We start from the raw sequence: 24,960 nt of genomic DNA, 5'->3' as shown, positions 1-24,960 counted from the left end.
TGAGCGCTACGGTGATCTGCGGTACCGGGTTCGTATTGAACCTGGCACGACACCTTGGCGGCGCCGTGCCTTGACGCGTGGCTAGCCAGACGGGATCTCATCCGGCCAGCGGCAGGAAAGCTCCTCCAAGTCACGTAATACCGAGCGTGCATGCTCCGATGTGTCTTCGCTCAGCATCCACGTCCCGCCAATGATGCTCTCACCAGGCCACTCGCCTCGCACAGCCGTCCCGATCATGCGCCATCGCAGACCCTTGGTCGTGAGCGTCACGATAGCGATATTCTTTTCTCCGGTTCGCGCGTTGTCGACCAACAGGACGGCTGCGTTACCAACGGATGTGCCGAGCACCGAGCCCGGCTCGCCCTCCTCAAGCTTGGACATCCTCGGCGTTGCGGCGAAGTGCTGGCCACAAATGCGCTCGCCACGTTGAACGAGATGCGGGAAAAGTTGCCGCACTCAGCCCGGGGATACTGCGAGTCGCACCACTTGGCTGACCAAGTTCCAGTGAAGTCCGGCTTGTTTGTTTGGACAACTGGACCGGAAGCGCAAGCTGCCAAGCCCACACATAAGCCGAAGGCTAGGCCCAGTTGCGGACGGGCGCCCGCACTAGCTTTCCCATAGACCATGTACCTGCTCCCTGTCTAATTTCGACGCTGACTCACTACGGGCACCATTATCACCACCCTCATGGACAGGCATCCATCTTTCCCACAAAGACTAGTCTCGCCCTGGTTAGGTCCGTTTTGCAGCCACTGATAAGCATCGGCCGCATCGAGCCCCCTGCATCTACTTCTGTCTCTTCATAGCATGCTCTATCACGCTCTGCCTCCCAAGCAGCATGCGCGCGATCAAGATCAGCTCGACACTGCAGTGACGCCGACTCTCGTTTAGCCTTGAGTGCGGCATCGAGCTCCAGATCCCATGCGACAAAGTTTCGGAAGGCGCAGATGTTCATGCTGCGCTGTGTGCGCTCACAATCATCCAACAATTGCCGCAGCTCTGAGGTCGGGATTCGGCTGCGGGCGGAAAGTTCTTCCATCACCTTGGAATGATCGGGCGAAACATCTCTGGACGCAGATACGGGTGAAACAGCGGCACCTCCTGAAGATGGCGAAGGGGTCGCAGTCGGAATTTCGTGCTGGCATGCAGCCAGCGTAAAGATGAGAAGCGTTGCGCGTGTCTTCGCGATCAAGGACTTGGATTTCAGCACCCCAGCATGCACATGAGAGTGTCTGATGGTTCGACAATGACCAGATGACATGTGTTTCTCCTTTGCGTGTCGCTCGGCGGACCTTCGAGCCGAGGCTCTAGTCTGGCAAAGAGGTAGTGCCACCAAACGATCAACGGCATGCAAGAACGGAAGGTGAGCCTCAGATCGTTGCACTTTGTCTGAAAGGCGAGCCGAAGCTCGCCTTTCTTTCACATGACGTCAGGATCACGCCGCCGGTTCTGCCTCGGCGCGGCGCTTGCGGATGAAGCGTGCGCCCAGGGCTTCGCGCAGGCCTTCCAGGCCGTCGCCGCGGCCGCTTACCTGCAGGTGGGCGTAGCCTTCCAGCGAGCTGACCATCACGTCGCTGCCCAGGGCCGTCTCGGTATCGACCATGCGTTCGTACAGGCGCTGCAGGCGGGCCAGGATGGGGCGCAGCGCGTCGAGGGCGGCGAGGTCGGCGCGGTATTCGTCCAGGTCGAAGTTGCGCGGCAGCACTTCGGAATGCTTGCCGAGGGTAACGACGGCCTGGCGGCAGAAGGCTTCGGACTTGTCGCCCATCTTGGTCAGTTGGCGGCGTTCGTCGGGGGTCAGGCCGACCAGGCCGGTGAGGCGCTGTTCCAGGCTGTCGAGCGCGGCTTCGATGGCGCTCAGGTCGTCGGCGGCAAGGCGCAGGGACACGAGGTTCTGAGTCATGGTCACTCCGTTGATCACGTGGAAAGGACACGTCGGCGACGCGGCGCCGACGACCGCAGCCTAGCGCGTGATCGCGCGCATTACCTCTCACAAATGCAGGGCGTGGCGACACGGCGATCGAGCTCTGAATGCCAACGACGAGGCTCGGAATGTGAGGCGCGGAGCGCGGCGCCTTGCGGTTGGGGCTCGGCGTGTGAGATCCGGAGCATCGCGCCTTGCGGCTGGGGCTGGGAGCTTCGGAGACATCGCGCTTTGGGCCCCATCGACGGGGCTCAATGTGAGAACGACGAGGCTCGGCGCGCCATCGACGAAGCATAGCGCGCGGGCGATGGCGTTCCGCGCCCGGACGACGGAGCGCGTGCGCCTTGCGCTTAGGATTCCGAGCTTCGCGCCTGGCATTCCGAGCCTTGCGGACGGAGCGCTGAGTCCTGGCGACGGTGCGCGGCGCCCCGTCGATTGGCGCTCAATGTGAGAGTAACGGCGCCCCGAATCTCATCCGACGTAGGGCGGGCCTTGGCCCGCCGCTCAGGGTGCGCGACTGGTACGCGACGGTGGGCTTGAGCCCACCCTACCCGCCCTTCGCCGCGAACCACCGACGGCTGGCAGGCAGCAACACCAGCACCGTCACGCCGATGCGCAGCACAGCGGCCAGGTAGGCATACCAATGCGCCATTGAGGCGCCGCGCCAGACCATGCGGGCCAGCAGGAAGACGGAGACGACGGTGGTCAGCACCAGCCATAGCCTGGCCCACTGCCAGCGCCGCCACAGGGCGAACGTCATCCCCAAGGTGTAAACGCCGAGCGATGCCATGGTGGGCATGAAGAACTCCAACCTCCACACGGGCGTGTCGATCAGCGGAATGACCTCGATCGGGTAGATCGCCACGTAGATCACCAGCGCCGCGATCATCGCCGGCGGCATGCGCATGGGCGCGCGGTCCGTCTGGACCAGCGCGGCACGTGGGGCGTCGTAGGGGTTGGGGGTTTCAGTCATGGGGATGCGGGGTGGCGATGGACGTCAGTGACACGCGTCATTGCAGTTCGTGCCAGAGCGCCCACGCGAACACCGACGCGATCACGATCAGCGAGGTGACCAGCAGCCACACGATGAAGGTGCGTGGCGAGCCGAACGCCAGGCCGAACGGGTTCTGTCTGATGGCCGCTGCGGCGGCGTCCGCGTCACCGTTGAATTGCTTCCTCATCTGATGCCAGCGCAAGGCCGCATACGCCACTGCGGCAGCTACAAGGAACAACACCGGGGCTGAGTCGAGGAAGTCGTCCTCGCGTGTAAGCACGAAGAGAATGAAGGCCAACGGAAGCAGCGCGAACACCATTCCTCCCGCGAAGCGCCACCAGCTGAGGCTTGCCTTGCGTTTGAACAGCATCGTCTTCCCCGTGCGTATCGAAGCTGGATGGTAGCCCCGGTAAGGCCGGAGGTCGCACCCGGGGATCGGATCAGTAACGTGTAGGGCGTCCCGGGTGCGCCGCGCTTACCCGGGCTACGCTACTTACCAAGCTAGTGAGGGCCAGTCGTCAGATAGCCGGCACTGCGCACTAAAGGAGGGTAGCTAGCAAGCTGCGTATCTCCCCTTACTTGGCCGTCTACTACATTGATCGCCAACACCCTTGGATATGAGTACCCATCGAATCTGGCGTGCTGCCTGAGAGCATCGTTATCCATTGCGCTCATACGTATGTACTCAAGGATGGCCTCACTAAGCGTTGTCGACGCTTCCCGCTTGTCATGACCGAAGCGATCGGACATGGCTATGTATGGAATTTCAACATCAAGCTTAAGACTACCTACAACAAATCGTTTGAGATCGGCCTTAGGCACGCTACCCATTACCAACTGATCGAGCATTTCTCTATTTGTTCGATACAGCGCGGACAAGTAATAGAGCCAAAGCAGATGAACAGACCCACCAAGAGATGGATAGACCTCGCATATCAGCGAGACGGTTTGCTTTTGGCTGCGAATATCGCTTGGCATCATCGCTCGCGCAACGAGCCCCCAGGGCTTCAGCTCCTTACCTTGGGCAGCCCGTGGAACACCCTTCACGTCATCCGCTTTCACCAGCGCGGCGAGGCGATCCTCCACAACCATCGCTATTGCATCCACAGTTGGAACTGGTAGCGAGTATTCTTTATCGAACATTCTCCGCAAGTAGCCTCGGCCATCGAACTCGGCGCCGTAGACAGCTCGAACTGAGTTTTGAAGCTGATCTATATTTGTTGATATGACATAGACAACACCTGATATCCCAAAAATATGTTTTACCTCCTCCAGCATCTTCAACGCATAGGACGGCCTACACCTATCAAGCTCATCGATAAAGACAAACAGCGGGAGCGAAGCGCCGGCGCTTTCACTAAGGAGATTGATTAATCCGGTGAGATTCTCCTTAAATTCGGCAACCGCCTTCTTACGAGCACCGTGAGCCTCGATTGCCTTCTCAAACAACTTATCAAGTGCACCCTCCACCACTGCGCCAGCTGAAGTGGCGCCATCTTCTTCATCGGTTGCGCCGAACGAATCAATAACTTCATCGACGACAACTCCCGTAGCCTTCTTCACCAACCCTTTAGCTATAACGCCAGCAGCGGGGAGAAGGGCAGCCCGCAAACTCCTAACTGTCTGCTTCGTCAGATCGCCTGCTGAAGTCGCCAAACCCTTGCTTCTGGGAAGCTTTTCCCGCCACTCATCAAGGCCATCCAGGATCTCTGCCATCAGGGCGACCGACGCCTCTTCGCCTAGATCATTGGCCCAAGCATCAAAGTAGACAACGGGATGGCTGGCAGCCCGAAGATCCTTCATCCACTCCTTCACAAAGAACGTCTTGCCAGCACCCCACTCCGCATCCAGCGCAACCGTCAGGCCACCCTTTCCTTCGTCTGTACTGGCAGACGACAAGTTTGTCAGTGCCACTGACAAGAACTGAGCGAGGTCCTTCCGCTCCAACGCATCACGAGCCCACGATACTTGCTCAGACATACTTGACCTCTTTGTCGTAAACGTCGTTCGTGCGGATTGGCCAGGGCCTAACCACTATTAGGTCAGCGAAGACACCCGATACTTTGAGGTGTCACTGGATAACAGTCGTCCACCGACCCTCCATCAAGCGGGCAGTAGATGTGGTTGGAGCGCGCGGTGATCTGCGTCCAGCTATTGCCATCGCGATACAGCAGCGCACCGCCGGCGCAGCGGTAGCCGGGCGGGACCGGATGGATGACGTCAACCAGGTGAGGTGGAGGAACGGTGACCGTGCTGAGCGTGGCCCGCGCTTCGCGCTCCAGCTTGGCGGTCTCCTGCTTGAGGACTTGCAGGACCTGCTCGGCGTCACGGCGCGCCTGATAGCGCTCGTAGGCATTGAAGATCAGCAGTGCGGCGAGTACACCGATGCCGACGGCCACGCCGATCTTCCAGGAGAGGCCGTCATTATCACGGGAGGGCGTAGGTAATGATGGGCCCCGATAGGTGCGCGGACGAAACTCAACGTCCTTCATGTCCTTGTCGAACTTGGGCTCCTGACGTTCCATGGCATCCCCTTGCCTTGTCGTCCCGATTGATGGGTATTGCTACGCTCAACCCACCCTACGCGCTGCATACCTATAACATCGCTACGCCCAAGCCGCCCTACATGCTAACGAGACTATCCTATCCACAACATCTCAAGAATTACTCAAGCAAAGCTTGAGAATATGCAACCAGAAATGCCGTCGGATCCACAAACAAGTTTGGATACGCGCGTTTGAGTGCCTGAAGCGAGTCAGCTGACGCCATCACAACTTGCAGCCTATTTTCAGTAGTTACCTGCTGCTCCAGCTCAGAATATTTCTGGGCAGCGCTTTCAAACTGGTCCGCCGAAAACGTGTGAAGCTTCACGACACCGGTTGTGGGCCAGAGCTCGATAAGCAGGTGCTTCTTGAATCGGAACTCGGGCGCACGAACAAACTGGGAGGCCCTATGCCAAGCCATCAGTCTCTGCGTTAACCCTAGCTCCGACTCCAGCTCTCGCAGCTCTCGCCTGACCAATTCAATTGATGCTGGAGTATCTGGAACTGGGGGACTTCTTTCCCTAACGGCAAATGACGTACTCACGAGCGCGAACAGTCGACGCCAATCATCTTCACCGAAACCTGACTTCAGATCACTGCCGGTAAAGGTGTCCACAGTCTCAACAGCGGTCGCCCAAGCGTGCTGCAAGGCAGTTCTAAGTTGCGTCTCTACCAGCAGCCCATCGAATGCAGTTTTCTTCTTCCCCTCATAGAGCGAAACCGCGTGCACACTGCGATAACCGGATGCCGGCGGAGACTTGACGTAATCATCTCGCACATCGTCGCGATAGATTCGCTCCAAGGCGGAAAGCTGCCGCATTGTGTTGACTATCGCCCTACACCCAGCAATATCCTGCATTTGCGTAAGCCGCATGCTACGGCTTCGCTCAATCTTCCTGATGATTGATATCTCTCGTTTATGTCGCTGAGAGATGAGAGCAGTTGAGCAAACCCTGCGAGCTCGAGCGCGCAACACAACTTGCGCTGTATTCAGAGGATATCCGTGAGCTGCACGCCAGTTACTGAAGACTCGCAGCGCATCTCCAAACTCCTCATCGCTCGCCTCCAAATCAACGAGCACGCGCGCTGATTTGTCAACGCGACTACGACTGAAGGCTGGTTCAACCCACGAGGTCCGCGACATACTGCACCCACATCACCCGCACTTCGAATAACCACAGTTCAAACACGTCGCACACCCGTCCATGATGACGAGCGCCTTGGTGTTGCACTTGTGGCAAAGGGTCGCGGAGGGCGGGAAGCTGGCGCCATCGCCGGTGACGGCGATGTCTTCGGAGGAGCCGGGGCTGACGGGAGAAGCGCCCCCATCCGCCCTTCGGGCACCTTCCCCCGCTGTCGCAGGGGAAGGGAGGGGAGATGCGCTTACGTCAGAGTTTTTTTTTGCGCGGTCTTCGTACTGCTTGCGCTTCTCGGCCAGGATGGCGCGCTGGTGCGCGCTCATTTCCGGGTCGTGGATCAGGCCGATCGACTTCATGTGCTCTTCCACGATGGCGCCCAGTTCGGCCACCAGCGACGGCATGTACACGCCACCGGCCTTGAAGTAGCCGCCGCGCGGATCGAACACCGCCTTCATCTCGTCCACCAGGAACGTCACGTCGCCGCCCTTGCGGAACACCGCGCTCATGATGCGCGTCAGCGCCACGATCCACTGGAAATGCTCCATCGACTTGCTGTTGACGAAGATCTCGAACGGACGGCGCAGCTCGTGCTCCGTGCCGGCATTCAACACGATGTCGTTGATGGTCACGTACATGGCGTGCTCCACCAGCGGCGACTTGATCTTGTAGGTGCTGCCGATCAGGACCTCCGGGCGCTCGATGCGCTCGTGCATCTGGATGATGTTGTCCTGCGGCACTTCCTTTTCCACCGTCTCGCGCGGCACCGACGCCGTCGGAATGGCAGCGGCGGCCTCGCGCGCCTTGTCTTCCGGGGTGAGCACGCTGTAGCCCTTGATTTTCTTGTCGATCTTGACGGCCATGACGGTGGAATCCTGTTCGTAATCTGTGTGGTGTCGTGAATGGGCGGCGCCTGGCCTTCCGGGCCGGCCCCCGCCCCAACCCTCCCCCGGACCCGGGGGAGGAGGGGTGAAGCTTCAGGTCTTACTTACGGGCGGCTTTTTTCGCCGCTTTCTTCGGGGCTGCCTTGCGGACGGCTTTCTTGGCCGCCTTCTTCGGCGCGGCTTTCTTCGCCGCTTTCTTCACGGGCGCCTTGCGGGCGACCTTCTTCACTGCCTTCTTGGCGGCCTTCTTGACCGGCGCCTTCTTGGCGGCGGCCTTGCGGGCGACCTTCTTCACCGCCTTCTTGGCGGCGGTCTTCCTGGTGGCGGCCTTCTTGGTAGCTTTCTTGGCGGCCGACTTCTTGGTCGCCTTCTTCGCGGCCTTCTTGCCGGTCACCTTCTTCTGCAGGCTGGCCGCTTCGGCCTTGGCGGCGCTGCTGGCGGCGGCCAGCTTCTTCTTGGCCTTGGCGACGGTCTTCTTCACCGCCTTGGTGGCCTTGTCGGTGCGCTTGGCCACGGCCTTCTTCGCCTTGGCGATGTCGGCGGTCACCGTCTTGCGCGCCTTCTTGGCCGCCTTCTTGGCCTTGGCGACCGTCTCGCTGGCGGTGGAAGCCACCGCTTCGCCGATGCCGGCCACTGTTTCCTTCACGCTCTCGGCGGCGCCGGAGAGCGTCGCCGTGACACCATTACCGTTGCTCATGTTGCCCTCCTAGTGGGCGAGGTTGGTTGACGCTGCCGATGCTATACCCGATGGCGCGGGGTGGAACGTGTGAAGCGGGTGAATCGGTGGTTCAACTTCTTGGCGCTGCTCCTTCCCCCGCGTGCGGGGGAAGGTTGGGATGGGGGCGCCGTTCGCGCCGAGAGCAAGAGCAACTCGCTGCGCTCGCTCCCCCCTCTCCCGCCCCTTCGGGGCACCCTCTCCCGCAAGGGGAGAGGGGTAACGCTTTTGTTCCTCCCTTCTCCCCTTGTGGGAGAAGGTGGCCGGAGGCCGGAAGAGGGTGCTGTTCGCGAAGAGCCAAAGCAACTCGCTGCGCTCGCTCCCCCTCTCCCGCCCCTTCGGGGCACCCTCTCCCACACGGGGAGAGGGGTCATGCTCTGACACGCGCTGAGGGGTTACCTCAGAACTTGCCGTAATAGCCTTCCTTCAACGCATCGAACAGGTTGGCGGCGGTGTGCATTTCGCCGTCGTACTCGATCTGCTCGTTGCCCTTGACCTCGATCACGCTGCCGTCTTCCAGCTCGAAGCGGTAGGTGGTGTTCTCCAGGTCGGCTTCCTTCACCAGCACGCCCTGGAAGGCGGCCGGGTTGAAGCGGAACGTGGTGCACCCCTTCAGGCCCTGCTGGTGGGCGTAGCGGTAGATGTCCTTGAACTGCTCGTACGGGTAGTCCGTGGGCACGTTGGCGGTCTTGGAGATGGAGCTGTCCACCCACTTCTGCGCGGCGGCCTGGACGTCGACGTGCTCCTTGGGGGAGATGTCGTCGGCGGCGATGAAGTAGTCCGGCAGCTTCGCCTCCGGGTCTTCGGAGAACGGCATGGCCTTGCCGTTGACCAGCTCGCGGTAGGCCAGCAGCTCGTAGGAATAGACGTCGACCTTTTCCTTCGACTTCTTGCCTTCGCGGATCACGTTGCGGCTGTAGTGGTGCGCGAACGAGGGCTCGATGCCGTTGGAGGCGTTGTTGGCCAGCGACAGGCTGATGGTGCCGGTGGGGGCGATGGAGCTGTGGTGGGTGAAGCGGCTGCCGACTTCGGCCAGCTCGTCCACCAGCTCCGGGGCCACCGTGGCCACGCGCTGCATGTAGCGGCTGTACTTGGCGTGCAGCACCTTGCCGGGGATCTCCTGGCCGACCTTCCAGCCGTCCTTCGCCATTTCCGGGCGCTGGCGCAGCATGGCGGCGGTGACGGCGAAGCGCTCCTCCATGATCGGGGCCGGGCCCTTCTCCTTCGCCAGGGCCAGGCCCATTTCCCAGCCGGCCACGGCCATCTCGCGGGCGATGGCTTCGGTGAACTCGCAGGACTCGGGGCTGCCGTACTTGTGCTTGAGCATGGTCAGCGTGCTGCCCAGGCCCAGGAAGCCCATGCCGTGGCGGCGCTTGCGCAGGATCTCCTGGCGCTGCTGTTCCAGCGGCAGGCCGTTCACTTCGACCACGTTGTCGAGCATGCGGGTGAACACGCGCACGACTTCCTTGTATTCCTCCCAGTCGAAGCGCGCCTGGTCGGTGAACGGGTCGCGCACGAAGGTGGTCAGGTTGACCGAGCCCAGCAGGCAGGCGCCGTACGGCGGCAGCGGCTGCTCGCCGCACGGGTTGGTGGCGCGGATGGTCTCGCACCACCAGTTGTTGTTCATCTCGTTGACGCGGTCGATCAGGATGAAGCCCGGCTCGGCGTAGTCGTACGTCGAGACCATGATCATGTCCCACAGGTGGCGGGCACGGATGTGGCCGTAGATCTTGCAGGCCACCAGGCCGTCGTCGCGGACGATGTAGTTCTTGTGGGTGGGCCACTCGCGCCAGACGACCTGGCGGGGGTCTTCCACGTCGATGTCGCCCTTCTCCTTGATGTTCACCGGGAACACCAGCGGCCAGTCGGCGTCGGTGTCGACCGCTTCCATGAAGCCGTCGGTGATCAGCAGCGACAGGTTGAACTGGCGCAGGCGGCCGTCCTCGCGCTTGGCGCGGATGAAGTCCTTGACGTCCGGGTGGGAGATTTCGAACGTGCCCATCTGCGCGCCGCGGCGGCCGCCGGCGGAGGACACGGTGAAGCACATCTTGTCGTAGATATCCATGAAGGACATCGGGCCGGAGGTGTACGCGCCGGCGCCGGCGACGAAGGCGCCCTTCGGGCGCAGGGTGCTGAACTCGTAGCCGATGCCGCAGCCGGCCTTGAGGGTCAGGCCTGCTTCGTGGACCTTGTCCAGGATGCCGTCCATCGAGTCCTCGATGGTGCCGGAGACGGTGCAGTTGATGGTGCTGGTGGCCGGCTTGTGCTGCTGGGCGCCGGCGTTGGAGGTGATGCGGCCGGCCGGGATGGCGCCGCGACGCAGCGCCCACACGAAGCGCTCGTACCAGTAGGCGCGCTTCTCGGGGGTGGCTTCGGCGTCGGCCAGGGCGCGGGCCACGCGCTGGTAGGTACCGTCGATGTCGGCGTCGAGGGCCTCGCCCTGCTTGGTCTTCAGCCGGTACTTCTTGTCCCAGATGTCCTGGGACGCCGGTTGCATGGGGACCAGGGTGGGCTGTTCCGTCTTGATCGCCTCGAGGCGCACCGTACTCATGGTTGTGTTGTTCTCCTGAAAACGACTGGAACTACGGATGACTGTGGTGGCGGGCGGGCCGTGGCCCACCCCGGTATCTCATCGCGGACCCGGACGACGGCGACGGCTGCCCGGGCGGCTGCACGCGAGGCGCCGCACCGGTGGCCGGATTGTGGAAGCGGGACCTGCCGTTGCCGTGGTGCCCACTGTTTCCCTCGCCCTCATGCGCCAATCCCCAGAGGCGCCCGATGTCCCAAGCGCAAACCCCTTGAAAACACCAGTGCTTGGGTCCGTCCCGTGCTGGACCGCAACATCTTGTGTCAGCACGAAGGCGCCAAACTACGCCCGGGGGTCCCCCCTGTCAACCGGATTGACATGACAATTGCATGGCCTCCACCCCACCGTCCGTCATCCCGCGCGAGGGTGGCGTGAGGCCGCAAGGCGGCCGAACTTCATTGCAGGTTTAGGGGTCCGTCAGCAGACTCATTCAGCTTCGCGGGCAGGCCGCCGGCCGCCCGCTCCCTTCGACGCCACGAGCTGACGACCGACTATGAAGAAAGCGCTGCGCCCGCTCCCCACCCTGATCGCCCTGTCCGCCGCCGCCGCGTTCGGCGGGTTCGCCGCCACCGGCCTCAACGACCTGCTGCAGAAGCCCGCCCAGGCCACGCCGGCCGCCGCGGCCGTGCCGATGGCCGCCGCGCTGCCGACCAGCGTGGACGGCCAGGCGCTGCCGTCGCTGGCACCGATGCTCAAGCGCGTCACCCCGGCGGTGGTCAGCGTGTACAGCCGACAGACCGTGCGCGTGGCCAGCCCGCTGGGGCCGTTCGGCGACGACCCGGTATTCCGTCGCATCTTCGGCATCCCCGACATGCCGCGCGAACGCGTCGAGCGCGCGCTGGGCTCGGGCGTGATCGTCGATGCGGCGCGCGGCTACGTGCTGACCAACCACCACGTGGTGGAGAACGCCGACGGCGTGTCGGTCACGCTCAACGACGGCCGCCAGGTGGAAGCCGAGTTCATCGGCTCCGATCCCGACACCGACGTGGCACTGATCCGCATCCCGACGCAGGGCCTGACCGCGGTGCCGATGGCCAACAGCGACCAGCTGCAGGTGGGCGACTTCGTCGTGGCCATGGGCAACCCCTACGGCCTGGGCCAGACGGTGACCTCGGGCATCGTCTCGGCGGTGGGCCGCAGCGGCATTCCGGTGGCCGGCTACCAGAACTTCATCCAGACCGACGCCTCGATCAACCCCGGCAACTCCGGCGGCGCGCTGGTCGACCTGCAGGGCCGGCTGGTCGGCATCAACACCGCCAGCTTCAACCCGCGCGGCAGCATGGCCGGCAACATCGGCCTGGGCTTCGCCATCCCGATCAACATGGCGCGCGGGATCATGGACCAGCTGATCGCCAACGACGGCGTGGTCCGGCGCGGCACGTTCGGGGTGGAAGCGCAGGACCTGGACGAACGCACTGCGCGCGCCGTGGGTCTGGAGCTGCCGCGCGGCGCGCTGATCACCCGCGTGTATGCCGGTTCGGCCGCGGCCGCCGCCGGCCTGCAGCCGGGCGACGTGGTGCTGTCGGCCAACGGCCAGCGCATCGACAACCGCGCCGCCCTGCACAACTTCGAGGGCCTGCAGCCGGTGGGCACGCGGGTGGCGCTGGACGTGCGCCGCGACGGCAAGCCGCTTCAGCTGAGCGTGGCGTTGAAGGAAGGCGCGCGCTCGGCCGAGGGCGCGACGATCGATGCGCGCCTGACCGGCGCCACGCTGAAGGAGTTGGACGAATCCGCGCGGCAGCAGCTGCGGAGCATGGGCGCCAACGGCGGCGTGCAGGTCGGCAACGTGGTGCGCGACAGCCGCGCCTGGAACAACGGCCTGCGCCCGGGCGACATCATCGTGGGCAGCAGCAGCGGCGAGTTCGGCGATCTGCCCGGCTTCCGTGCCAGCTTCGAGCGCAAGCCGGCGCAGCTGGTGGTGGACGTGCTGCGCGGCCGACGCGTGGCGCGGGCGCTGATGCAGTGACGGTGGAGCAGGGGTGAGTGGAGAGGAGGGAGAAGTGGCACCTTGCTTCCGCTCACGCCTCACTCCTCGCCACTCACTCCTCGCCCCTCCTCATCTAACAGCCCCTTCACCGCCGTGCATTAGAGTGCCCCCATCCCCCGCCTGCAGGAGACACCCATGAGCATGCCCACGAATACCGATGCCCTGAAGTCCAACCTCGGCGAAGCCGGCTCGCACCTCGTCTCGGCCGCCGCCGCCGCCGGCGAAGCGATCAAGGGCGCCGCCAGCGCTGCCGGCGACGAACTGCGCCTGGGCAAGGCGAACATCAAGTCCGAACTGGCCGACGGCGCGCTGTCGGGCCTGGCTGCGGCCGAAGCCGGTGGCGGCGCCGCGCGCGAGCAGGTCGATGCGCTGATGGACAAGGGCCGCGACCTGATCGACAGCGCCGCCGACCTGATCCGCGAGCGGCCGATCGCCTCGTTCGGCGTGGCCTTCGCCGCCGGCTGGATCATCGCCAAGCTGGCGCGCAGCGGCGGCGACAAGTAAGCCCCACGCGTGAGCGACGCGCCCCGCGACAACGACGTGCCACCGCCGCCCGACTTCATCGACAGCCTCAAGGAGGTCGGTGAAGCCGGGCGCGCTGCGTACGGCTCCGCCCGGGACACCGGCCGTGCGATGCGCGCGCTGGTGTCGGCCGATTTCGCACTGGCGCGCAGCGCCTTCGGGCGGGCGCTGGCGTGGGCGTGCGTGGCGGTGGTGTTCGGCGCCTCGGCCTGGCTGCTGATCACCGGCGCGCTGATCGCGCTGATGCAGCGGTTCGGTTTCTCGTGGCTGCAGTCGCTGTCGCTGGCGGCCTTCGTCAGCCTGGCGATGACCGCATTCGCGGCATGGCGGGTGAGCCGCTACTTCGACTACACCGGCATGCACGCCACCCGCCGGCAGCTGTCGCAGCTGGGGCTGTTCGACGAGCACGGTACCGGCGACGAGGACGAGGCCCCGCCCCCCGCGCCGCCGTCCGGCAACGGAGGTCCGTGATGCGCTTCGAACAGTTGCAGCAGCGGGTGGCGCGGGCCGAGAAGCGGGTGGAACTGCGCAGCGCGCAGTCCTCGCTGTACTGGACCATCCTCAAGCAGTCCTGGAAAGAGGGCTGGACGCCGGCGCGCATCGTCATCGCCGGCGTGGTCAGCGGCTTCCTGGTGGGCCGCGCCGAACCCTTGCGCGCGCTGACCGGCGCGCGCTGGATGCAGATGTTCACCGCGGTTTCCAGTTTCCTGGCCACCGCGCAGGCCGCCACCGCGGCGGAGACCGCGGAGCAGGCCGCCGATACCGCCCAGGACGTGCAGCAGCAGGCCGAAGGGGTGGCCGACGACGAACCGATGGTGGACGAGGCCTTCGACGAGGACGAGATCGTGGTCACCGCGCCGCGCCCGGCCGAAGCGGCGACGGAGCTGTCGGAGCGCTGACAGCGCGCGGGGCTGATGTAGGAGCGACGTGAGTCGCGACCGCACGAAGGACGTCCCTGGGACACGACCCGTGCGGAAACATCGCGGCCACCCCGTGGCCCCCCTTGGCTGCCGTGGCGCGCGGTCGCGACTCACGTCGCTCCTACAGGGATCACTGCACAATCGCGCCTCCTTCCCGGTGGCCACCTGCCCATGAGCACACCTGCCCCACCCGACGCATCCGTGGCGTCCTCCCTGCCCCCGCCCCGTCCGCGTGCGTCCACGCCGATGCTGGTGGTGGCGACGCTGGCCGTGGGCTATACGCTCTGGGCCGCGCAGGCGGTGCTGCTGCCGGTGCTGCTGGCGATGTTCTTCGCGCTGGTGGGCAATCCGATCATCCGCACGCTGCGGCGCCTGTACGTGCCGCGCTTCCTGGGCGCGCTGATCGTGCTGCTCGGCGGCATGGCGGCGGCCGGCCTGCTGGCGCAGAAGATGCTGCCCTCGGCGATGGAATGGGCGCAGCAGGCGCCGCGCGAGATGCGCCAGCTGGCGCCCAAGCTTCGCGAACTGACCAAGCCGGTGCAGGACGCCAACAAGGCGGCCGAGAACTTCGCCCGTGCCGCCGCCGGCGGGCAGACCTCGGGCCGGCAGCCGCAGATGGTGCAGGCCACGCCGGACGACCCGTACGGCAAGCTGCTGGCCACCCCGCGCGTGCTGGCCTCGCTGCTGGCGGTGGTGCTGCTGACGTTCTTCTTCATGGTCTACGGCGAGAACCTGCAACGCAACGCGATCGCGCTGCTGCCCGGGCGGCAGCAGAAGAAGTTCACGGTGGAGATCCTGCATTCGATCGAGCGCGAGGTGTCGCGCTACGTGCTGACCATCAGCATCATCAACACGGTGGTGGGCCTGGTGTTCGCCGGCGTGCTGTACCTGCTGGGCCTGCCGCTGGCCGAGGCGCTGCTGTGGGGCACGATGGCGGCGCTGCTGAACTTCGCGCCCTACGTGGGCCCGCTGATCGGGATGGTGTCGATGCTGCTGGTGGGGTTCATCAGTTTCGAGCAGCCGCTGCAGTCGATGCTGCCGGCGATCGCCTACCTGGTGCTGCACACGATCGAGGGCCAGATCGTCACGCCGATCATCCTGGGCCGGCGCATGGCGCTGTCGCCGCTGATCCTGATCCTGGCGCTGATGCTGTTCGGCTGGCTGTGGGGCATCATCGGGCTGTTGCTGGCAGTGCCGCTGCTGGTATGCGTGAAGCTGGTGCTGGCGCGGGTGGAGGGGATGGAAGGCTGGGCGAGGCTGCTGGAGTGAGGAGGCTTGAGCCCCTCTCCCGCCGGGAGAGGGGTTGGGGAGAGGGGCAACGAAGCCCGCCTCTTTGATCTGCCTGACTGGCACAACATCCACGATGGCGCTTTGACTGCATGGCGCCTTGCGGGTCGCATCTTCTTTTCCACACATGGCGCCGCTCGCCGCGGAGGCCTTACTTTCTTTGCTTGTGCAAAGAAAGTAAGCAAAGAAACACACACCAGGCGGCACGCCCTGCGCTGCGCGCAGGGTCCGCGAGCGGGCCGGGAATTTCCGTAAGGCACATCCGTGTGCCTACGGAAACGCCGTCATCCATGACGGCGCCCTGCGGGTTTTGCCCGACCCACTCGCCGTGCCTCATGGGGACCCGAAAGCAAGCAAAAGCAATCGCGGCGCTCGGACGCTTCTGCCTTTGCTGCTGGGCCCCTGAGGTCCGGCAGTCCCGGCGGGTAAAACCCCGCAGGGGCGGCGCACAGGACGTGCGCCGTTTTCGTATGGGCCAGGATGGCCCTTACGAAAATTCCCGACGGGACTGCGCACCCGCCGCGAAGCGGCGGGCGGGCCGCCGGGGTGTGCTTTCTTTGCTTACTTTCTTTGCACAAGCAAAGAAAGTAAGGCCTCCGCGGCTAGCGGCGCCATGCTTGCAAGCTAGGCGACCATCCCGTCAGGCCTAGAAACCCGAAGCGGCAGCATGCCTCTGGAGCGGTCCAATGCCTGCACAGGCGATGGACTTCGTTGCCCCTCACCCCAACCCCTCTCCCGCAGGGAGAGGGGCTTCATCCTGGCGCCGGTGAAAGGGCGCCTCCCGCCCGGGTGTAAAATCGCGCCGATGAGCTTCCCCGTCCGCGCCATCACCCTAGACCTCGACGACACCCTCTGGCCGTTCGCCCCCATCGGCGCGCGCATCGAGCGCGTCCTCGACGACTGGCTGCGCCAGCACAGCCCGGCCACCGCCGAGATGTTCCCGGTCGAACGCATGCGTGCCGTGCGCGAACAGGTGTTCGCCGCGCATCCCCAGTACAAGCACGACCTCAGCATCCTGCGGCGGATGACGCTGGAACACGCCCTGCGCGAGAGCGGCGCCGACATGGCGCTGCTGGAACCGGCCTACGAGACCTTCTACGCCGCCCGCAACCAGGTGGAGTACTACCCGGACGCGCTGGACGCCCTGCAGCGCATCGCCGCCCGCGTGCCGGTCGCGGCGGTGACCAACGGCAACGCGGACCTGCAGCGGATCGGGCTGGGCCATCTGTTCGTGCACCAGGTGCATTCGCGCGAGCATGGCGTGGCGAAGCCGGAGCCCGCGCTGTTCCACGTGGCCTGCGACCTGCTGGGCGTGCCGCCGGCCGAGGTGCTGCATGTCGGCGACCACATCGAGATGGACGTGGTCGGCGCGCTCCGCGCCGGTCTGCGCAGCTGCTGGATCAACCGTCCGGAAGACCACGGCGGGCAGGCGCCGGCGTGGCCGCACGATGCGCTGCGCCCCGACCTGGAATTCGCCACCCTCACCGCGCTGGCCGACTGGCTGGACGCACACCCCGACTTCGCCACGGAGCCCGCCGCCGCATGAGCGCTGCCCTCGCCTATACCGATTCGTCCACCAGCGCCCGTCCGCTGCACGTCCTGGAACGCGCCCAGCTGAGCGCGTGGCGCGCGACGCAGTCGGCGGCCGTCGATGCCTGGATCGAGGCACAGGCGTTCACCGCCTCGCCCGGTTCGCTGCTGCTGCTGCCGGGCGACGGCGGCCTGGCCGGCGCGGTGATCGGCATCGGCGATGCGCTCGATCCCTATGCCTACGCGCACGCGCCTTTCGGACTGCCGGCGGGCGACTGGGACGTGGCCACCGATCTGGCGGCGGACGCGCGCGTCGCGCTGCAGCTGGGCTGGGGACTGGGCAGTTATCGCTTCGACCGCTACAAGAAGCCCGCGCGCGTGCCGGCGCGCCTGGTGGTGCCGCAGGCCGATGCCGAAGCGCTGGACCTGCTGGCGGCCAGCCTGCAGGTGCGCGACCTGGTCAACACCCCGACCGAACACATGGGGCCCGACGAACTGGAAGCGGCCGTGCGCGCGCTGGCATCCGCGCATGGCGCCGAGGTGGAGGTGATCGCCGGCGACGCGCTGCTGGCGCAGAACTTCCCGGCGATCCACGCGGTCGGCCGCGCCTCGCACCGTGCGCCGCGGCTGATCGCGCTGCGCTGGGGCGATGCCGCGCATCCGCACGTGGCCGTGGTCGGCAAGGGCGTGTGCTTCGATACCGGCGGCCTGGACATCAAGCCGGCCGACGGCATGCGCCACATGAAGAAGGACATGGGCGGCGCCGCGCATGCCATCGCGCTGGCGCAGCTGGTGATGGCACGCGCGCTGCCGGTGCGGCTGACGCTGCTGGTGCCGGCGGTGGAGAACGCGATCGGGCCGAACGCGTTCCGCCCCGGCGAGGTGATCGCCACGCGCAAGGGCGTGAGCGTGGAGATCGACAACACCGACGCCGAAGGCCGCGTGATCCTGTGCGATGCGCTGACCTATGCCAGCGAACAGGCGCCCGACCTGCTGCTGGATTTCGCCACGCTGACCGGCGCCGCTCGCATCGCGCTGGGCCCCGACCTGCCGGCGCTGTTCGCCAACGACGACAGCGTCGCCAACGACTGGATCGCCGCCGGCGAGCGCATGCGCGACCCGGTGTGGCGGATGCCGTTGTGGCGGCCCTACCTGCGCTACCTGACCAGCGGCATCGCCGACCTGGCCAACGCCGGCTCGCGCATGGCCGGCGCGGTCACCGCCGCGCTGTACCTCGAGCGCTTCGTCCCCGACGGCATGCCGTGGGCGCACCTGGACGTGTACGCATGGAACGACAGCGACCGCGCCGGCCGTCCTGCCGGTGGCGAAGCGCTGGCACTGCGCAGCGCGTACGCGATGCTGAAGGCGCGTTACGGCGGTTGAGCTTGCCTTCTGTAGGAGCGACGTAAGTCGCGACCACATGCCATCAGCGCTCGCGTAGTCCGGATCACGGCGTAGTGGACACGCAAGGCTTCGTGTCTATCGGATGGGGATGTGGTGCGGTTTCGGGTCTGCGGTCGCGACTTACGTCGCTCCTACAGAAGAGCGCGGCGGCGGGCGCTATAACCATCCCCGCTGGCGCGCCATGCGGTACGCCTCGATGCGGTTGGCGACGCCCAGCTTGCCGATCGCTTCGGACAGGTAGTTGCGCACGGTGCCCTGCGAGAGGTTCAGCTGTTTGGCGATGTCGCCCGCCGACTGGCCTTCGCCGGCCAGCCGCAGCACCTGGCGCTCGCGGTCGTTGAGCGGGTCGGCGTCGGACCAGGCTTCCAGGGCGAGCTGGGGATCGATGGCGCGGCCGCCGCGATGGACCTTGCGCAACGCCTCGGCCAGGTCTTCGGCCGGTGCGTCCTTCAGCAGGTAACCGGACACGCCGGCATCGAGGGCGCGCCGCAGGAACCCGCCGCGGGCGAACGTGGTGACGATGACGACCTTGCACCGCAGCTCGTGCCGCTGGATGCGCTGCGCCAGCTCCAGCCCGCTGAGCCCGGGCATCTCGATGTCGGTCACCAGCAGGTCGGGCGTCAGCCGCTGCAGCTCGCACCACGCCGTCTCGCCATCGGGCGCGCTGCCGACCACCTCGATGTCGCTCTCCATGCCCAGCAGTGCGGTGAGCGCGCCACGCACCATGGCCTGGTCTTCAGCGAGGAGTACGCGGATCATCGGGACGTCGTGGCAGGAAGGTAGGACGACACGCTAGCAAATCGGCCCATGAAAGTGGATCGCCCGTTGTAGGAGCGACGTCAGTCGCGACCGTCAAGCATCCTCGCCTACGCGCTGGATGGGGAGAAATGGCATCCGGTCGTACTGCCAAGCCTCATGACCCGGAACATGTGTGGTCGCGACTTACGTCGCTCCTACAGGGGCTTTCGCTGGCGCTGACACGACGTCTTCGCGTAACGGCAGCGGCAGCACGATTTCCACGGTCGTGCCCTGCCGCAGGGTGGAATCGATGCGCAGGCGGCCGCCGCGCGACTCGACCCGCTCGCGCATGCCGGAAAGGCCATTGCCGGGCACGGCGGCGCTGCCGACGCCGTTGTCGCGGATGCGCAGGCGCACGTGGTCGTCGGCCGATGCCAGCGAGACCTCGGCGAGCGTGGCGCGGGCGTGGCGCTGGATATTGGTGACGGCTTCGCGCAGGGCCAGGGCGAGTACGGTTTCGAGATCGGGCGGCACCACCACCTCGTTCGCGTCGTAGCGCAGGGTGACGCCGTCGGACTCGAGCAGCAGCTTCGCCGACGCCAGCTCGGCCGCCAGCCCGGCGGCGCGTATGCCGGTGACCGCACGGCGCACCTGCGCCAGCGCGTCGCGGGCGACGCGGCTGACCTCGACGATCTCGTTGCGCGCGGCCTGCGGATCGCGCTCGATCAGGCGACCGGCGAGATCGGACTTCAGCGCCACCAGCGACAGCGTGTGGCCGAGCAGGTCGTGCAGGTCGCGACCGATGCGCTCGCGTTCGGCCAGCGCGGCCAGGCGCCGGACCTCCTCGTGCGAGAGCTTCAGCTCGGCGCGCTTGCGCACGGTTTCGGACTGGAAGTAGTTGCCGGTGAATACCGCCACCGAGATGATCGCCGTCAACACCGGAACGAACACCGGGAACCCCAGCCACACGGACAAGCCGTGGTACGTCCCCAGCAGTGCCGCCAGCGCCACCAGTCGCGTCCACAGCGTGCCGGGCAGCAGCGCGACGAACGCCGCCGCGTAGATGATGTAGGTGTTGGAGAAGGCGTTGTAGGCCATCAGTCCGCAGCCGAGCGCGGCGATGCCCAACGTGCACAGTACCCGCGTCAGCGCGCTGCCGCGATAGGCCAGGAAGTACATCGGCAGGAACACGGCGATGGACAGCAGCGTCGGCCACAGGCGCCACTGTAGCCCCTCGCCCCACTCGCTTCCGGACGGCACCAGCACCGGCATGAACAGGAACAGCAGATAGCCCAGCAGCAGCACCGGCATCCAGCCCAGGCCCAGCGCTTCGGGCACCAGCGCATCGCGCAGTCGGGTGAGCGTGCGCAGCAGCGGGGAAGAGGACAGACTCATCGACGACTCCTTGTACCGGCAGGCCGGTTCATTGCACCAGCCGACGGCGGGCCAGCAGGAAGCACACCGCCATGACCGCGAGCAGGACAGCGAGGTGGACCCACAGCGGACCGTCGATGCCGACGCCGACGATGCCCTGCGCGATCTGCGCCAGATGATACGCCGGCCACAACGGCGCCATGGTCTGCAGGAACGCGGGCAGCATCGCCAGCGGCACCCACAGGCCGGACAGGAACGCCATCGGAAGGTAGACCAGGTTGATCAGCGCCGGCGCGCCGCGCCCGCTCACCCGCGTGCCCAGCCACAGGCCCAGCGCGCTGAAAGGCAACACGCCTACCAGGCAGGTCGTCACGAGCGCCAGCCATTGCAGCGCCGACAGGCGCACGCCGGCCACCCCGATCGCCAATGTGCCGAGCAGCAGCAGGATGATCGCGCCGAACAGCACCGCCATCGCCATCTTCGCCACCAGGTACGCGCCCGGCGGCATCGGCCGCGCGCGCTTGAGCGTCAGCAGGCCCTGTTCGCGGTCCATCGCCACGGTCACGCCGAACCCGAACAGCGCCACGCCCATCACGCCGAACACGCTGTAGCCCGCCAACATGTACGTGGCGGCGGCAGGTCCGCCCTTTCCGCCCAGCAGCACGCCGAACAGCAGGTAGAACACGGGGGGGAACAGCAGGCAGGGCAGCGAGAACGAGGGCGTGCGCAGCAGGCGCAGGAATTCGTAGCGCGCTTCCAGCAGGTACGCGCGACGGGAGGAGAACGGAACGGCGGCGGTGGTGTCCATCAGGCGGCTTCCTGGTCGGCGGTATCACGGGTCAGGGCGAGGAAGGCGTCGGCCAGGCCGGCGCGCTGGACTTCCAGGTCGGAGAGCGCGGCATCCTCGGCCAGCAGGCGGCGCACGACGGCTTCGGCGGCGTCGGCCACGATGTCCAGCCGCGCGCCGTCGCGCTGCGCCTGCTGCACGCCCGGCCAGTCCCGCACGCGCTCGGCCGGCACGGCGCTCGTGCAGCGGATGCGGCGCTGGGCGACGTGCGCGCGGATCTGCGTCACCGTGCCTTCCGCCACCACGCGTCCGCGGGTCATCACCACCACGCGGTCGGCCAGCGCTTCGGCTTCTTCCAGGTAGTGGGTGGTCAGCAACACCGCGCAGCCCTGCGCACGCAGTTCGCGGATCGCCTTCCACAGCGTCTGGCGCGCATCGATGTCGAGGCCGGTGGTGGGTTCGTCGAGGAACAGCAGCGCAGGCCGGCCACAGACCGCCAGCGCGAACTGCACGCGCCGCTGCTGGCCACCGGAGAGCTGGCCGTAGCGGCGCGCCATCAGGCCATCGAGACCGGCCAGCGCCACCAGGTCCGCCACGCTGCGCGGCTGCGGGTAGTAGGCGCGCGTCAGGTCGATCAGCTCGCTCACTTTCAGCGTGTCGGACACGGCGGCGGACTGCAGCATCACGCCGGCGCGGCGGCGCGCTTCGAGCGACTGCGGCGGCAGGCCGAACAGTTCGGCCGTACCGGCGTCGGCGCGCTGCAGGCCGAGCAGCAGGCTGATGGCCGTGCTCTTGCCGGCCCCATTGGGACCGAGCAGCGCCAGCACTTGGCCGGCGGGCAGGGCCAGGTCCAGGCCATCCAGCGCCAGGGTCTTGCCGTAGTGATGGCGTACGCCGCGCAGGCGGGCCAACGGTGCGGAGGTCAGGCTGGTGACGGTCATGCGCGGATCTCGCCGGAGGGTGCCGCCATCCTGCCGCGGCCCGCATGGCGTGATGAGTGCGGCCTCTCAGGCGAATCAGATGACAGGTGTCACTGGGCAGCGGACCGTCGCTGGCCCAGGATGCGTCCCATGGCAGGCCGTGGCCCGCCCTCGCCGCACGAAGTGACTTCCGGCAACTAGGCTTCCGTTACCCTTGCTGGTCACACTTCCCCGCATTCACCGTCTGGATACGCATGAACACGTCCGCCGACCTGCTGAAGGAACTCCGCATCGACCGCAAGGCGCCGCCGCCCGAACCCCGGTCGCGCCGCGGCCTGTGGATCACCCTGGGCGTGGTCGTCGTGCTGCTGGCGCTGGCCGCGGCGGGCTGGGTGTTGTTCGGGCGCGAGAAGCCGATCGAGGTGCGTACCGCCCCCACCGTGGCGCTGGGCAACAACGCCGCATCCGCCTCGGTGCTGGATGCCTCCGGCTACGTGGTCGCGCGCCGCATGGCGACGGTGTCGGCCAAGGTCACCGGCAAGGTACAGGAAGTGCTGATCGAGGAAGGCATGCGCGTGGAAGCCGGCCAGGTGCTGGCGCGGCTGGAGCCGATCGATGCCGATGCGGACCGCGCCCTGTCGCAGAGCCAGCTGCAGGCCGCGCGCAGCCAGACCGCCGGCGTGCAGGCGCAGCTGGTGGAAGCCGAGGCCAACGCGCGCCGGCTGTCGTCGCTGGTGGCGCAGCAACTGGTGTCGAAGGCGCAGTACGACCAGGCCGTCGCCCAGCGCGACCTGCTGCGCGCGCAGCTGCAGACTTCGCAGCGCAACGAGCGCACGGCGGCCGACCGCCTGAAGATCGCCGACATCGGCCTGGACAACACCATCGTGCGCGCGCCGTTCGCCGGCGTGGTGATCGCCAAGGCCGCGCAGCCGGGCGAGATCGTCTCGCCGCTGTCGGCCGGCGGCGGCTTCACCCGCACCGGCATCGGCACCATCGTCGACATGGAGTCGCTGGAAGTGGAAGTGGAGGTCAACGAGTCCTTCATCGGCCGCGTGCAGCCGAAGATGCCGATCCAGGCCACGCTCAACGCCTATCCCGACTGGCAGATCCCCGGCGAGGTGATCGCCATCATCCCGACCGCCGACCGCAGCAAGGCGACGGTGAAGGTGCGTGTGGCGCTGGGCGTGAAGGATCCGCGCATCGTGCCGGACATGGGCGTGCGGGTGAGCTTCATGGAAGCCGCCAAACCGCAGCAGGCCGAACAACCGAAGGGCGTGCGCGCACCCGGTGCCGCCGTGGTCGCGCGCGAGGGCGCGCAGGTGGCCTTCGTGGTCGGCGACGACGACACCGTGCAGCAGCGGACCCTGAAGGTGGCCGGAAAGCTGGGCGACGACGTCCACGTCACTGACGGACTGCAGGCCGGCGAAACCGTCGTGCTGGATCCGCCCGCCGAGCTGACGGACGGCGCCAAGGTCGTGTTGGCCGAGGACACCGAGTAAGACCCACCGAAACGGCGCGCGTGAGGAAACCCACGCTGCGACGAATCACCGGGTAGTGGCTGTTCGCTTTTGCTCTTGCTTCACGGGGCCCCTTGAGGTCCGGCTGGCACGGCAGGTCAAACCCCGCAGGGGCGGCGCACAGGACGTGCGCCGTTTCCGGATGACACAGGCGGTGTCTTCCGGAAATTCCTGCCGGGACTGCGAACCCGCCACGGCGTGGCGGGCGGACCGCCGGGGTGTGTTTCTTTTGGTTCCTTTTCTTTGCACAAGCAAAGAAAAGGGACGCCCCGCGGCGAGCGCACCAGAATGACACACCGCAGGGGCAAGACAGCAACGCGCAACAAGCACGTCCAGCGAACCACCGCCAACGTGTCGAAAGCCGGTCAACCGTTTCGTCGCACGAAAGAACCGCACGATCCATCGCTCAGGCCACGCCCCGTGCCGATCGTCCCCACGATCACCGCCCCGCCTGCGCCACCTCCCGAATCGCACCGAAGGAAAACGCCTATGTCCTCCCTGGTTTCCATCCGCAACCTCACCAAGACCTACCAGCGCGGCCCCGAGCAGGTGCAGGTGCTGCACGGCATCGACCTGGACATCCCGCACGGCGACTTCGTCGCGCTGATGGGCCCGTCCGGCTCCGGCAAGACCACGCTGCTGAACCTGATCGGCGGCCTGGACACGCCCAGCGGCGGCGAGATCGAGATCGAGGGACAGCGCATCGACCGGATGAACGACGCGCAGCTGGCGCACTGGCGCAGCTCGCACGTCGGCTTCGTGTTCCAGTTCTACAACCTGATGCCCACGCTCACCGCGCAGCGCAACGTCGAACTGCCGCTCTTGCTGACCAAGCTCGGCAGCGCACAGCGCAAGCGCAATGCCGAGATCGCGCTGCAGCTGGTCGGCCTGGCCGACCGCAAGTCGCATCGCCCGAACGAACTCTCCGGCGGCCAGCAGCAGCGCGTGGCCATCGCCCGCGCCATCGTGTCCGACCCGACCTTCCTGATCTGCGACGAACCGACCGGCGACCTCGACCGCCAGTCCGCCGAGGACATCCTCAACCTGCTGCAGATGCTCAACAAGGAGCATGGCAAGACCATCATCATGGTCACGCACGATCCGAAGGCGGCCGACTACGCCACCCACACCATCCACCTGGACAAGGGCGAACTGGCCGACGCCCCGGCCGGCGCGCACTGACCGGAGGCG

The 24,960-nt window shown here is 66.2% G+C and carries 24 protein-coding genes; 9 read left to right on the top strand and 15 right to left on the bottom strand.

What is annotated here, in order from left to right:
- Positions 1 to 81: 81 nt before the first annotated feature.
- From VGN58_RS02125 to VGN58_RS02080, 11 genes are all read right to left on the bottom strand, one after another.
- Complete coding sequence (locus VGN58_RS02125; RefSeq protein WP_327481153.1) at positions 82 to 381, bottom strand: hypothetical protein; 300 nt, start codon at positions 379 to 381, stop codon at positions 82 to 84.
- A 304-nt stretch (positions 382 to 685) separates the two neighbouring features.
- Positions 686 to 1,039, bottom strand: a complete 354-nt coding sequence (locus tag VGN58_RS18320; protein ID WP_414710742.1) for a lysozyme inhibitor LprI family protein — start codon at positions 1,037 to 1,039, stop codon at positions 686 to 688.
- 396 nt (positions 1,040 to 1,435) lie between these two features.
- Complete coding sequence (locus tag VGN58_RS02120; RefSeq protein ID WP_327481151.1) at positions 1,436 to 1,903, bottom strand: hypothetical protein; 468 nt, start codon at positions 1,901 to 1,903, stop codon at positions 1,436 to 1,438.
- A gap of 568 nt (positions 1,904 to 2,471) precedes the next feature.
- Positions 2,472 to 2,897 (bottom strand): hypothetical protein, encoded by a 426-nt coding sequence (locus tag VGN58_RS02115; RefSeq protein ID WP_327481149.1) that lies wholly within the window; start codon positions 2,895 to 2,897, stop codon positions 2,472 to 2,474.
- A gap of 37 nt (positions 2,898 to 2,934) precedes the next feature.
- The gene (locus tag VGN58_RS02110) at positions 2,935 to 3,288 is read right to left on the bottom strand and encodes a hypothetical protein (RefSeq protein ID WP_327481147.1); all 354 of its coding nucleotides are present in this window, start codon (positions 3,286 to 3,288) and stop codon (positions 2,935 to 2,937) included.
- Between the two features lie 131 nt (positions 3,289 to 3,419).
- On the bottom strand, positions 3,420 to 4,832 hold the full coding sequence (locus VGN58_RS02105) for a KAP family P-loop NTPase fold protein (RefSeq protein ID WP_327482034.1): 1,413 nt from the start codon (positions 4,830 to 4,832) through the stop codon (positions 3,420 to 3,422).
- 128 nt (positions 4,833 to 4,960) lie between these two features.
- On the bottom strand, positions 4,961 to 5,443 hold the full coding sequence (locus VGN58_RS02100; RefSeq protein WP_327481145.1) for a hypothetical protein: 483 nt from the start codon (positions 5,441 to 5,443) through the stop codon (positions 4,961 to 4,963).
- Between the two features lie 139 nt (positions 5,444 to 5,582).
- Positions 5,583 to 6,605, bottom strand: coding sequence for a RelA/SpoT domain-containing protein (locus VGN58_RS02095; protein ID WP_327481143.1), 1,023 nt, complete (start codon positions 6,603 to 6,605; stop codon positions 5,583 to 5,585).
- Positions 6,606 to 6,617: 12 nt separating this feature from the next.
- Complete coding sequence (locus tag VGN58_RS02090) at positions 6,618 to 7,460, bottom strand: NrdJb (RefSeq protein ID WP_327481141.1); 843 nt, start codon at positions 7,458 to 7,460, stop codon at positions 6,618 to 6,620.
- Positions 7,461 to 7,581: 121 nt separating this feature from the next.
- Positions 7,582 to 8,178, bottom strand: coding sequence for a hypothetical protein (locus tag VGN58_RS02085; RefSeq protein ID WP_327481139.1), 597 nt, complete (start codon positions 8,176 to 8,178; stop codon positions 7,582 to 7,584).
- Positions 8,179 to 8,596: 418 nt separating this feature from the next.
- Entirely contained in the window at positions 8,597 to 10,747 is a 2,151-nt protein-coding gene (locus VGN58_RS02080; RefSeq protein ID WP_327481137.1) for an adenosylcobalamin-dependent ribonucleoside-diphosphate reductase, read from the bottom strand.
- Between the two features lie 541 nt (positions 10,748 to 11,288).
- Between VGN58_RS02080 and VGN58_RS02075 the strand changes: the two genes are divergently transcribed.
- The 7 genes from VGN58_RS02075 (at position 11,289) to VGN58_RS02045 (ending at position 18,412) form a co-directional block, all read left to right on the top strand.
- Positions 11,289 to 12,749, top strand: coding sequence for a Do family serine endopeptidase (locus VGN58_RS02075; protein WP_327482032.1), 1,461 nt, complete (start codon positions 11,289 to 11,291; stop codon positions 12,747 to 12,749).
- Between the two features lie 162 nt (positions 12,750 to 12,911).
- A complete protein-coding gene (locus tag VGN58_RS02070; RefSeq protein ID WP_327482030.1) occupies positions 12,912 to 13,274 on the top strand; it encodes a hypothetical protein in 363 nt (120 codons plus the stop codon).
- Between the two features lie 9 nt (positions 13,275 to 13,283).
- Entirely contained in the window at positions 13,284 to 13,763 is a 480-nt protein-coding gene (locus VGN58_RS02065) for a phage holin family protein (protein WP_327481135.1), read from the top strand.
- Complete coding sequence (locus VGN58_RS02060; RefSeq protein WP_327481133.1) at positions 13,763 to 14,191, top strand: hypothetical protein; 429 nt, start codon at positions 13,763 to 13,765, stop codon at positions 14,189 to 14,191. The genes VGN58_RS02065 and VGN58_RS02060 overlap by 1 nt, the downstream gene beginning before the upstream one ends.
- 192 nt (positions 14,192 to 14,383) lie before the next feature.
- A complete protein-coding gene (locus tag VGN58_RS02055; RefSeq protein ID WP_327481131.1) occupies positions 14,384 to 15,481 on the top strand; it encodes an AI-2E family transporter in 1,098 nt (365 codons plus the stop codon).
- Positions 15,482 to 16,304: 823 nt separating this feature from the next.
- Positions 16,305 to 17,045: an HAD-IA family hydrolase gene (locus VGN58_RS02050; protein WP_327481129.1), complete on the top strand. Its 741-nt coding sequence runs from the start codon at positions 16,305 to 16,307 to the stop codon at positions 17,043 to 17,045.
- A complete protein-coding gene (locus VGN58_RS02045; protein ID WP_327481127.1) occupies positions 17,042 to 18,412 on the top strand; it encodes a leucyl aminopeptidase family protein in 1,371 nt (456 codons plus the stop codon). Before VGN58_RS02050 ends, VGN58_RS02045 begins: the two co-directional genes overlap by 4 nt.
- Before the next feature lie 177 nt (positions 18,413 to 18,589).
- Here the strand turns inward: VGN58_RS02045 and VGN58_RS02040 are convergent, their stop codons facing one another.
- From VGN58_RS02040 to VGN58_RS02025, 4 genes are all read right to left on the bottom strand, one after another.
- Positions 18,590 to 19,192 (bottom strand): response regulator transcription factor, encoded by a 603-nt coding sequence (locus VGN58_RS02040; protein ID WP_327481125.1) that lies wholly within the window; start codon positions 19,190 to 19,192, stop codon positions 18,590 to 18,592.
- A gap of 183 nt (positions 19,193 to 19,375) precedes the next feature.
- Entirely contained in the window at positions 19,376 to 20,566 is a 1,191-nt protein-coding gene (locus tag VGN58_RS02035; RefSeq protein WP_327481123.1) for a sensor histidine kinase, read from the bottom strand.
- 28 nt (positions 20,567 to 20,594) lie between these two features.
- Positions 20,595 to 21,353, bottom strand: coding sequence for an ABC transporter permease (locus tag VGN58_RS02030; RefSeq protein ID WP_327481121.1), 759 nt, complete (start codon positions 21,351 to 21,353; stop codon positions 20,595 to 20,597).
- The gene (locus VGN58_RS02025) at positions 21,353 to 22,273 is read right to left on the bottom strand and encodes an ABC transporter ATP-binding protein (RefSeq protein WP_327481119.1); all 921 of its coding nucleotides are present in this window, start codon (positions 22,271 to 22,273) and stop codon (positions 21,353 to 21,355) included. Before VGN58_RS02025 ends, VGN58_RS02030 begins: the two co-directional genes overlap by 1 nt.
- Before the next feature lie 233 nt (positions 22,274 to 22,506).
- Here VGN58_RS02025 and VGN58_RS02020 point away from each other — a divergent pair, with 233 nt between their 5' ends.
- Positions 22,507 to 23,751 (top strand): efflux RND transporter periplasmic adaptor subunit, encoded by a 1,245-nt coding sequence (locus tag VGN58_RS02020; RefSeq protein ID WP_327481116.1) that lies wholly within the window; start codon positions 22,507 to 22,509, stop codon positions 23,749 to 23,751.
- A gap of 507 nt (positions 23,752 to 24,258) precedes the next feature.
- A complete protein-coding gene (locus tag VGN58_RS02015) occupies positions 24,259 to 24,951 on the top strand; it encodes an ABC transporter ATP-binding protein (RefSeq protein ID WP_327481114.1) in 693 nt (230 codons plus the stop codon).
- Positions 24,952 to 24,960 lie beyond the last annotated feature (9 nt).

The organism is Pseudoxanthomonas sp., from assembly GCF_035999195.1.
In the GTDB taxonomy this organism is placed as follows: domain Bacteria; phylum Pseudomonadota; class Gammaproteobacteria; order Xanthomonadales; family Xanthomonadaceae; genus Pseudoxanthomonas_A.
This window is presented reverse-complemented; position numbering and strand designations above follow the sequence as displayed.